The sequence below is a fragment of the Streptomyces sp. NPDC102283 genome (genome assembly GCF_044766265.1).
Classification (GTDB): Bacteria; Actinomycetota; Actinomycetes; order Streptomycetales; family Streptomycetaceae; genus Streptomyces.
In genome coordinates this window covers 428,166-437,864 of sequence record NZ_JBIWLQ010000006.1, presented here as the reverse complement: position 1 = coordinate 437,864, position 9,699 = coordinate 428,166, and the positions used below count along the sequence as shown (strand labels likewise).

The 9,699-nt window shown below is 70.2% G+C and carries 7 protein-coding genes and 2 pseudogenes; 6 read left to right on the top strand and 3 right to left on the bottom strand.

Annotated features, from left to right (window positions below; genetic code table 11):
• On the top strand, positions 1 to 762 hold a 762-nt coding region (locus ACIRJT_RS15390), incomplete at its 5' end, for a heavy metal translocating P-type ATPase (RefSeq protein ID WP_403908925.1).
• Between the two features lie 575 nt (positions 763 to 1,337).
• On the opposite strand, the gene ACIRJT_RS15385 is transcribed toward ACIRJT_RS15390, so the two are convergent.
• Together ACIRJT_RS15385 and ACIRJT_RS15380 are read right to left on the bottom strand one after the other, a co-directional pair.
• Complete coding sequence (locus ACIRJT_RS15385; RefSeq protein ID WP_217228059.1) at positions 1,338 to 2,636, bottom strand: citrate synthase; 1,299 nt, start codon at positions 2,634 to 2,636, stop codon at positions 1,338 to 1,340.
• A gap of 215 nt (positions 2,637 to 2,851) precedes the next feature.
• Positions 2,852 to 5,059 carry an ATP-dependent RecD-like DNA helicase gene (locus ACIRJT_RS15380; protein WP_403908922.1) on the bottom strand — a complete coding sequence of 736 codons (2,208 nt, stop codon included), beginning with the start codon at positions 5,057 to 5,059 and terminating at the stop codon, positions 2,852 to 2,854.
• A 238-nt stretch (positions 5,060 to 5,297) separates the two neighbouring features.
• Here ACIRJT_RS15380 and ACIRJT_RS15375 point away from each other — a divergent pair, with 238 nt between their 5' ends.
• The gene (locus ACIRJT_RS15375) at positions 5,298 to 5,783 is read left to right on the top strand and encodes a hypothetical protein (protein ID WP_403908919.1); all 486 of its coding nucleotides are present in this window, start codon (positions 5,298 to 5,300) and stop codon (positions 5,781 to 5,783) included.
• Between the two features lie 27 nt (positions 5,784 to 5,810).
• On the opposite strand, the gene ACIRJT_RS15370 is transcribed toward ACIRJT_RS15375, so the two are convergent.
• The gene (locus ACIRJT_RS15370) at positions 5,811 to 6,377 is read right to left on the bottom strand and encodes a MarR family winged helix-turn-helix transcriptional regulator (RefSeq protein ID WP_403908916.1); all 567 of its coding nucleotides are present in this window, start codon (positions 6,375 to 6,377) and stop codon (positions 5,811 to 5,813) included.
• 184 nt (positions 6,378 to 6,561) lie between these two features.
• Here ACIRJT_RS15370 and ACIRJT_RS15365 point away from each other — a divergent pair, with 184 nt between their 5' ends.
• The 4 genes and pseudogenes from ACIRJT_RS15365 to ACIRJT_RS15350 form a co-directional block, all read left to right on the top strand.
• Positions 6,562 to 8,274 carry an MFS transporter gene (locus tag ACIRJT_RS15365; protein WP_403908913.1) on the top strand — a complete coding sequence of 571 codons (1,713 nt, stop codon included), beginning with the start codon at positions 6,562 to 6,564 and terminating at the stop codon, positions 8,272 to 8,274.
• Positions 8,275 to 8,281: 7 nt separating this feature from the next.
• On the top strand, positions 8,282 to 8,803 hold the full coding sequence (locus ACIRJT_RS15360) for a DUF6584 family protein (protein ID WP_403908910.1): 522 nt from the start codon (positions 8,282 to 8,284) through the stop codon (positions 8,801 to 8,803).
• A 157-nt stretch (positions 8,804 to 8,960) separates the two neighbouring features.
• A pseudogene (locus ACIRJT_RS15355) lies at positions 8,961 to 9,313 on the top strand (ATP-binding cassette domain-containing protein); the annotation flags it as partial.
• A pseudogene (locus tag ACIRJT_RS15350) lies at positions 9,312 to 9,625 on the top strand (hypothetical protein); the annotation flags it as partial. The pseudogenes ACIRJT_RS15355 and ACIRJT_RS15350, both read left to right, overlap by 2 nt.
• Between the last annotated feature and the right edge of the window lie 74 nt (positions 9,626 to 9,699).

The following is a 9,699-nucleotide window of genomic DNA, read 5'->3' as shown; positions in this document are numbered from 1 at the left end:
ACCACCGGCCCCCTCCCCACCCCCGAGGACTTCCAGAACATCCCCGGACTCGGCGTCCAGGGCATCGTCGAAGGCCACGCCGTCCTCGTCGGGCGGCCCCGCCTCCTCGTCGACGCGGCGATCCCCCTCCCGCCCGCGTTGTCGGGTGCCCTGACGGAGGCCGAGGAGCACGGCCGTACGGCGGTCGTCGTCGCCTGGGACGGGGAGGCGCGGGGCGTGTTCGGGGTGGCGGACGCGGTCAAGGACAGCAGCGCCGCCGCTGTGAGCGAGCTGCGCGCACTGGGGCTGAGGCCCGTCCTGCTGACCGGCGACAACCGGGCGGTGGCGGAGGCTGTGGCCCGCGAGGTGGGCATCGACGAGGTCCTCGCGGAGGTGCTTCCCGAGGACAAGGTGAACGTCGTGAAGCGTCTTCAGGCCGAGGGCCGGGTCGTCGCGATGGCCGGCGACGGGGTCAACGACGCGGCCGCCCTCGCCACGGCGGACCTGGGGCTGGCGATGGGCACCGGGACGGATGCGGCGATCGAGGCGAGCGACCTCACACTGGTTCGTGGAGATCTCAAGGTGACGGCTGACGCAATCCGTCTCTCCAGGCGTACGCTGGCCACCATCAGGGGCAACCTCTTCTGGGCCTTCGGGTACAACGTCGCGGCCTTGCCCCTGGCTGCAAGTGGCCTGCTCAACCCTATGATCGCGGGAGCCGCCATGGCGTTTTCGTCCGTGTTCGTCGTCACGAACAGCCTACGGTTGCGTGCCTTCACGTAACTTCCACAAAGAGACTTAGATCACACCGGTTTCAGGGTAACCATCCGGTGGGTTCACGAGTCTTAGAGTGCGAGCCAAGGACGTCTTGGGGGACGTCCGATGGAGTGTCTTGGGGGACGCTCCTGTGGCAGGCGTTGGCCGGGGCACGTGCACCGGGGAGCTTTGAGCGGCCCTCCCGTGCGTACGTACCCCGGCGGACCGCGGCACAACAGAACACCGGGAGCTTCGGCTCCCTGCAGACGCCCGGCCGGATCCCGTGGGGGGAATCCGCTCCGGGATATGGGAAACGCCCCGACCGTCGACCCGTGGGGGGATCGGCGGCGGGGTGTTTCTCGCTTTCCAGCCCGTTCAAGCCCCGCACGCGCCCCGCAGGGGCCCGTTGAAGCCCCGGACGCGCCCCGCAGGGGCCGGCTCACGCCCCACACGCGCGGCGAACCCCGCACAACGTCCCGCGCGAAGCCAAAGCCCCGTACAACGCCGAATCGCCCCGGACACCGCGCTCTGTGCGAAGCGCGGTACGCGGGGCGAAGGCAGTCGGCCGAAGAGGCCGGGCACTACAGGGGGTGAGGTCCGGGTCAGCGGCCCTCGACCGGGACGAAGTCGCGCAGGACCTCGCCGGTGTAGATCTGACGCGGGCGGCCGATGCGGGAACCCGGCTCCTTGATCATCTCGTGCCACTGGGCGATCCAGCCGGGAAGGCGGCCGAGCGCGAAGAGCACGGTGAACATCTCGGTCGGGAAGCCCATGGCCCGGTAGATGAGACCGGTGTAGAAGTCCACGTTGGGGTAGAGGTTGCGCGAGACGAAGTAGTCGTCGGAGAGCGCGTGCTCCTCCAGCTTGAGCGCGATGTCGAGCAGCTCGTCGGACTTGCCGAGCGCGGACAGCACGTCGTGGGCGGCGGCCTTGATGATCTTGGCGCGCGGGTCGAAGGACTTGTACACCCGGTGGCCGAAGCCCATCAGGCGGACGCCGTCCTCCTTGTTCTTCACCTTGCGGATGAAGGAGTCGACGTCGCCGCCGTTGGCCTGGATGCCTTCCAGCATCTCCAGCACCGACTGGTTGGCGCCACCGTGCAGGGGGCCCCACAGCGCCGAGATGCCGGCGGAGATCGAGGCGAACATGTTCGCCTGCGAGGAGCCGACCAGACGCACGGTGGAGGTCGAACAGTTCTGCTCGTGGTCCGCGTGCAGGATGAGCAGCTTGTCCAGCGCCGAGACGACGACCGGGTCCAGCTCGTACTCCTGGGCGGGGACCGAGAAGGTCATGCGCAGGAAGTTCTCGACGTACCCGAGGTCGTTGCGCGGGTAGACGAAGGGGTGCCCGATCGACTTCTTGTAGGCGTACGCCGCGATCGTCGGGAGCTTCGCCAGGAGGCGGATCGTCGAGAGGTGACGCTGCTGCTCGTCGAACGGGTTGTGGCTGTCCTGGTAGAACGTGGACAGCGCGCTGACGACCGAGGACAGCATGGCCATCGGGTGGGCGTCGCGCGGGAAGCCGTCGAAGAACCGCTTGACGTCCTCGTGCAGCAGCGTGTGCTGGGTGATCTCGTTCTTGAAGGTCGCCAGCTCGTCGACCTTCGGCAGGTCGCCGTTGATCAGCGTGTACGCGACCTCGAGGAACGACGAGCGCTCGGCGAGCTGCTCGATCGGGTATCCGCGGTAGCGCAGAATGCCCTGCTCACCGTCGAGGTACGTGATGGCGGATTTATAGGCGGCGGTGTTGCCGTATCCGCTGTCCAGCGTCACCAGGCCGGTATTGGCCCGGAGCTTCCCGATGTCGAAGCCCTCGTCGCCGACGGTGCTGTTGATCACCGGGTAGGTGTACTCGTCGTCGCCGTACCGCAGTACTACAGCGTTGTTGGTGTGCTCGCTCACGTCATCCCTCACCGACGTAGTGCCTCTTCTTCGAGGTGCCCTGACTGTCTTCCACCCTCCCCCATTCGGCTCAGGAGAGTGCACTCGGGGTCGTCCATTGGACTCATTGGCGGCACTGAGTGCCGCCAACTTACTCATCCTGCCCCCTTGACTGCGGTTCCGGAAGACCTCCGTGATGTTTCCCACCGATTTGATCGATCATTTTTGCGCACGGCTCACGCGAAGTCTTCTCCGGAGCCGCCCCGGAGCCGGAAATCCAGTGCCGTACAGCGTCTGCCTGCGGAAACCGTGCGGACTGCCTGGCCGATCGCCTTACGGGACCCGACCAGGACCACCAGCTTCTTGGCCCGTGTCACGGCCGTGTAGAGCAGGTTGCGCTGGAGCATCATCCAGGCGCTGGTGGTGACGGGGATGACGACGGCCGGATACTCGCTGCCCTGGGAGCGGTGGATGGTCATGGCGTACGCGTGGGCCAGCTCGTCCAGTTCGTCGAAGTCGTAGCCGATCTCCTCGTCCTCGTCGGTGCGGACGGTGAGCTTCTGTTCGTCCAGGTCGAGGCCGGTGACCACGCCGACCGTGCCGTTGAAGACGCCGTTCTCGCCCTTGTCGTAGTTGTTGCGGATCTGGGTGACCTTGTCGCCGACCCGGAAGACCCGGCCGCCGAACCGCTTCTCGGGGAGGTCGGGGCGGGCCGGGGTGATGGCCTGCTGGAGCAGCCCGTTCAGATTTCCCGCACCTGCGGGGCCCCGGTGCATCGGGGCGAGAACCTGCACGTCACGGCGTGGGTCGAGGCCGAACTTGGCCGGAATGCGCCGGGCCGCCACATCTACGGCGAGCTTGCCCGCGTCCTCCGTCTCGTCCTCCACGAAGAGGAAGAAGTCGCTCAGTCCTTCCGTGAGCGGCGGCTGCCCGGCGTTGATCCGGTGGGCGTTGGTCACGACGCCGGACTGCTGGGCCTGGCGGAAGATCCGGGTGAGCCGGACGGCGGGGACCGGGCCGCCCTCCGCGAGCAGATCGCCCAGCACCTCTCCCGCGCCGACCGAGGGCAGTTGGTCGACGTCACCCACGAGGAGGAGGTGGGCACCGGGTGCCACCGCCTTCACCAGCTTGTTGGCGAGCAGCAGATCGAGCATCGACGCCTCGTCCACGACGACCAGATCGGCGTCCAGCGGGCGGTCCCGGTCGTAGGCCGCGTCCCCACCGGGCTTCAGCTCCAGAAGCCGGTGCACGGTGGACGCCTCGGCCCCGGTCAGCTCCGAGAGGCGCTTGGCCGCGCGCCCGGTGGGGGCGGCGAGCACCACCTTGGCCTTCTTCGCCCGGGCCAGCTCGACGACGGACCGTACGGTGAACGACTTCCCGCAGCCGGGGCCGCCGGTCAGGACGGCCACCTTCCGACTGAGCGCGAGCCGTACGGCCTGTTCCTGCTCGGGCGCGAGAACGGTCCCCGTGCGGGTGGCGAGCCAGGCCAGGGCCTTGTCCCAGTCCACGTCCCGGAAGGCCGGCATGCGGTCCTCGCCGGTGCTCAGCAGGCGGCGCACCTGCCCGGCGAGCGACAGCTCGGCCCGGTGGAAGGGGACGAGGTAGACGGCGGTGATCGGTTCGCCGCCCTCGGGGGACGGCACCTTCTCCCGTACGACGCCCTCCGGATCGGCGGCCAGCTCGGCGAGGCACTCGATGACCAGCCCGGTGTCGACCTGGAGCAGTTTGACGCCGTCCGCGATGAGCCGTTCCTCGGGGAGGTAGCAGTGCCCCTGGTCGGAGGACTGGGACAGGGCGTACTGGAGGCCGGCCTTGACCCGCTCGGGGCTGTCGTGCGGAATGCCGACGGCCTGGGCGATCCGGTCGGCGGTGAGGAAGCCGATGCCCCAGACGTCGGCGGCCAGCCGGTAGGGCTGGTTCTTCACGACGGAGATCGAGGCGTCCTCGTACTTCTTGTAGATGCGGACGGCGATGGAGGTGGAGACCTCGACGCTCTGGAGGAAGACCATGACCTCCTTGATCGCCTTCTGCTCCTCCCAGGCGGTCGCGATCATCTTCGTGCGTTTGGGGCCGAGGCCGGGGACCTCGACGAGGCGCTTCGGCTCCTGCTCGATGATGTCGAGGGTGTCGACGCCGAAGTGGGTGGTGATCCGGTCGGCCATCACCGGACCGATCCCCTTGATCAGCCCGGAGCCGAGATAACGGCGGATGCCCTGGATGGTGGCGGGCAGCACGGTGGTGTAGTTCTCCACGGTGAACTGCTTGCCGTACTGCGCGTGCGATCCCCAACGGCCCTCCATCCGCAGCGATTCGCCGACCTGCGCGCCGAGCAGCGCGCCGACGACGGTGAGGAGGTCCCCGGCTCCGCGTCCGGTGTCGACGCGGGCGACCGTGTACCCGTTCTCCTCGTTGGCGTAGGTGATCCGCTCCAGGACCCCAGTCACTTCACAGACGCCTTCGCGGCTGCCCCGCTTGGCGTCAACTCCCCTACCGGGCACCGCCCCACCTGCTCATTCGGTCTCCGCTGTCCCTGGGAGGCTACCGCCCGCCACCGACAGGGCGGTCTCGACCGTGTTCCGCGAGATGGATGTCCGGTGTGTGGCGACAGCAGGGCCGCCCCCGTGAGGTAACGATGTGAGATCCCGCCGCCCCGGCATGTCTCGACGCCTGCATGCTCAGGCCATGGGGAGACGCGACGGGGTGGGCGGGGGAACGGCCCGAAGGTATCTGCTCGACGGCTGCCTGGCCGTGCTCGTGCTGCTTCTTGTGTGTGTCATCGGGCTGTGGGTCTGGCTGGCCACGGCGGACGACCGCGCCGAGGCAGAGGCCCGCGCCGATATGCGGAGTGCTGCTGAGACTCGGCGGGATCGGCTCGCCGGGGCGGCAGCCGACGGTGTGCTGGACGACAGCGAGATCGCTCGGGTCTTCCCACGGGGAAAGCCGGCTCAAGGCCTGGTCGGCGTCGAGCGGCAGGGCCCTGATCTCACGGTGACGGCAGAGCTGCTGGGCGTCGGGCCGGGGGCCTTCCTCACTGGCGCGACGCTTGTGACGGGGTGCTTCGCCTTCGAGGTCGCGCTGGACGGCGAGTCAGGGCCTGCGGTCACCGTCAGGGAACTGGCCGTGGAAACCGAGCCGCAGTCGGCGTGTACAGCTACCGGGTGGCGCTGACAGCGCGGTTCGCGGACGGGACTCCCGTCAGGGGGCGGGGGGTGTCGGCCCGCCTCCCTCGTACTCGTCCGCCAACAAGGCGTCCATGGTGGTGCGCAGCGTGCCGAGGAACTCCTCGAAGCGCTGGATCTCCCGCGGCGAGTAGGCCGCCATCGCCCCGGCCATCCGCTCGGAGTACGGGCCGAAGAACGCGATGGCCCTCGGCCGGATGTCGGGGCTGCTGCGCAGGGTCACGACCCGGCGGTCGGTGCTCTCGCGGGTGCGGACGATGTGGCCCGCCTGTTCGAGCCGCTTGAGGAGGATGGCGGTCGCGCCGGAGGAGAGGGAGACGCGCTCGCTCAGCCGGGCCGGCGAGAGGGGGGCGCCCTGGTCCTCCGCGTAGAGGATCTCGACCAGGGCGGCGGCGTCGGTGGAGTGCAGCCCGAGCCAGGCCGCGAAGCGGCGGGTGAACTCGGTGTAGTTGGCCCCGAAGGCGCGTAGGCCGTCCATCACGCGGTCGACGCGCAGCGCCTCGTGGTCGGCCGTGACGTTCCCGTTCGCCCCGCCGTTCCCGTCCACCGTGACGTTCCCGTCGGCTCCGTGCCCGTTCGGCATTGGCGCTGCCCCGCTCTCTTCCTGGTCCTGTTCCGGCTCCGGTTCCGGCTCCGGCTCCGGCTCCGTCGCGGGCCCTCCGGCCGCGTCTCCCACCGCCCGCTTTGACAACCTACCCCGCCAGACATACCTTTGCCGCAAAGATATCTTTCTTTGCGGCAAAGGCAATTTGGGGAGTCGAAGCACTGTGCCCGAACCAGCGGAAATCCCTCCCACAGCACGTCAGTGGCTCGGCCTCGTCGCCGTGGCGCTCGGCGTGGCCCTGATCGTCGTCGATCTGACGATCGTCAACGTGATCCTGGCGCCGATCATCGAGGACCTCTCCATCGGCTCGTCGGAGGCCCAGTGGATCCAGGAGTCGTACGCGATCACGTTCGCGGCGCTCCTGCTGGTCACCGGGCGCCTCAGCGACCTGTACGGCGCACGCCGGATCTTCCTGCTGGGCCTCGCCGTGTTCGGCGTGACGAGCCTGCTGGCCGCGCTGGCCCCCGGCGGCGGTCTGCTGATCCTCGCCCGGTTCGTCCAGGGCGTCGGCGGAGCGATGATGCTGCCCACCTCGCTGGCCCTGCTGAACGCCACGTTCACGGGCCGGGCGCGCGGCCAGGCGTTCGCCGTGTGGGGCTCGACCATCGGAGCGGCGGCGGCCGTGGGCCCGCTGCTGGGCGGTTGGCTCGCCGACATCTCGTGGCGGTGGGCCTTCGGCATCAACATCCCGCTGGTCGCCCTCATCGTCGTGGGGGTGCTCAGGTATCTGGACGCGTCGCCCCGCACCCGGGGCCGTATCGACGGCGTCGGCGCCGTGCTGTCGGCGGTGGGCCTGGGACTTCTCTCCTTCGTCCTGATCGAGGGACGTACCCATGGCTGGCTGATGACGACCGAGCCGCTGGAGATCGGGGGCCTCTCCTGGTCCGGCGGGCTCTCGCCGGTGTTCGTCGCCCTGCTCCTGTCCGTCCTGGCGCTGGGAGCGTTCTGGCGCAGGCAGGCCGTGCTGAGCCGGGCGGGCGACGAGCCGCTGATGGACGTCGGGCTGCTCTCCATCCGCTCGTTCCGCAACGGCAACTTCGTCACGCTGATGGTCGGCCTCGGGGAGTTCGGCATCATCGCGGTGCTGCCGCTCTGGTTGCAGTTCGCCCTCGGCTACAGCGCGTTCGAGGCCGGTCTCGCCCTCGTCGCCCTGGCCGCCGGCAGCTTCGCCGCCTCCGGGGCGAGCTTCCCGATGGCCGCGACGGTGCCCGCGCTCGCGCAGGTCCGGATCGGTCTGGTGCTGGAGGCCGCCGGGTTGACGACGCTGGCCCTGATCGCGTCCACGGACAGCTCCTGGTGGCTGATCGCGCTTGCGTTGTTCGTGTACGGGATCGGCGTCGGCTTCGCCACGGCGCAGGTCACCAACATCGTCCTCGTCGACGTACCGGAACGGAGTGGAGGCCAGGCGTCGGGCATCCAGAGCGCGGCCCGCGAGCTCGGGTCGGCCCTCGGAATCGCCCTCCTGACCACGCTGTTCTTCAGCACTCTGGCCTCCGGAATGACCGACCGGCTCACCCGTGACGGAGTCCCGGCGGACGAAGCGGAACGGCTCGGGGGCGTGGTGACGGACAGCGCGGGATCGGTGATCGAGACGCTCGCATCGGAGCCGCGTACGGCTTCGGCGGCGGACGCGGCCCGCGAGGCGATGGCGGTCGGCGTGCAGGTCTCCGGGTACGTCTGCGCGGGGCTGCTGCTCCTGGCGCTGGCGGCGACGCTGTTCATGGAGCCGAGGACGGCAAGGACACCGAGGCCGCCGAGGGCGATGAGGGCGATGAGGGCGAAGGACCCTGCGGACCCGGAGGCGCGGCGCGCACGGCCCGGTGCGGCGACCGCCGCGAACAATCCGGTCGTCGACGCCGCTCCCCCGACACCATGATGGCCGCATGCCCCTGAACGACACCCTGGCCCGCGTGGACGCGGACCTCGCCGCCGGCCGGATACCGGTGGCGAGGCAGCGTCTGCGCGGACTGGTCTCCTCCTACCCCCACGATCCGGCTCCCCGCCGCCGACTGGCCGCCGTCTACCGTCTGTACGGCGACGGCGCCGAGGCCGGCCGCTGGATGTATCTGGAGGAGGACCGCGTCCCGGAAGAGACGGCGGCCTTCGAGAAGCGGTACGCCACCCACCTGCGCCGGATGATGGCCGTCGCCTGGCGTGATCCGGAGCCACCGGACGAGGTTCCCGCCTTCGCCGCACAGCAGTTGACGTCCCTGCGCACCGCGGCGTCGGACGAGATCGGCTGCCCGCTGGACTGGGACGGCCTCCCCGCCGGGCGGCGAGAGCCCGGCCCCCGCGAGGACGGGAGCACGACCGTCGGGGAGAGCGCGGCGGCCGTGGGCTGCGCGATCGCGGTGGTCGCGTTCCTGGCGATCTGGGTGAACGGGCTGATCGATCTCCTCGACTGACCCGTGGCGCCCCTGTCCCGCTCCGACCCGCCACCCTCTACCGCGGTAGCACCCCCGCGTCGGCACCCGGGTATGACGACCCGCGCACGGCCGTCCCCGCACTCTGCGTCCCGTCGGAACATCGCTACGCGCGGATCGTGAGAGGGCGGGACGGAACATGAGGCTACGCGGGGGCAAGCGGCACACGGCGGGCGAACGGCCGGACCCCGCCCCCCCGGCCTCGCCGTCGAGCTGCGCGGGGTGCGCCGGCTGTACGGGCGTGGCGCCGGGGCCGTACAGGCGCTCGCGGGCGTCGATCCCGCCCTGCCGCGCGGGACGTTCACCGCGATCATGGGGCCGTCCGGTTCCGGTAGGTCCACGCTCCTCCAGTGCGCCGCCGGGCTCGACCGGCCGTCGGCGGGGTCCGTGCGGCTCGGTGGCACGGAGATCACCGGGATGAGCGAGAACGAGCTGACCGAGCTGCGCCGCAGCCCCCTGGGCTTCGTCTTCCAGGCCTTCAACCTGCTGCCGGATCGCCATCGACCGGACCCCGGCGACCTCGGCGGACGTCGGCGTCGGTGACCGGCTCCCCCTCCACCTCCCCGACGGTACGAAGACCGCGCCCGAGGTCGTCGCGGTGTACGGGCGCGGCCTCGGCCTGGCCACGGTGACGTGGTCCTCGGCCCCGCGATCGCCGCGGCCACGCCGGCCCCGATGATCCGCGGCCTGACGGGCGAGGCCCCGTACGTACCGCTGCTGCTGTACGGCTCCTTCGTCGCGGCGGCGGGTGGCCTGGCCCTGCTGGCGGTCACCCTGCCGGCGCGGGCGGAACTGCGGCGGTGATCGTGGGGCGGCGGCGGTCAGCCGCTTCGCACGAGGGGGGCCGGCTTCACTGTGGGGGGCCGGCCTTCCCGCGG

Excerpts from the sequence above, each read along its gene's own strand:
- ACIRJT_RS15370 (WP_403908916.1), bottom strand. The coding sequence starts at position 6,377 with ATGCCGAACGGGCACGGAGCCGACGGGAACGTCACGGTGGACGGGAAC.
- ACIRJT_RS15375 (WP_403908919.1), top strand. The coding sequence starts at position 5,298 with ATGGGGAGACGCGACGGGGTGGGCGGGGGAACGGCCCGAAGGTATCTG.
- ACIRJT_RS15360 (WP_403908910.1), top strand. The coding sequence starts at position 8,282 with ATGCCCCTGAACGACACCCTGGCCCGCGTGGACGCGGACCTCGCCGCC.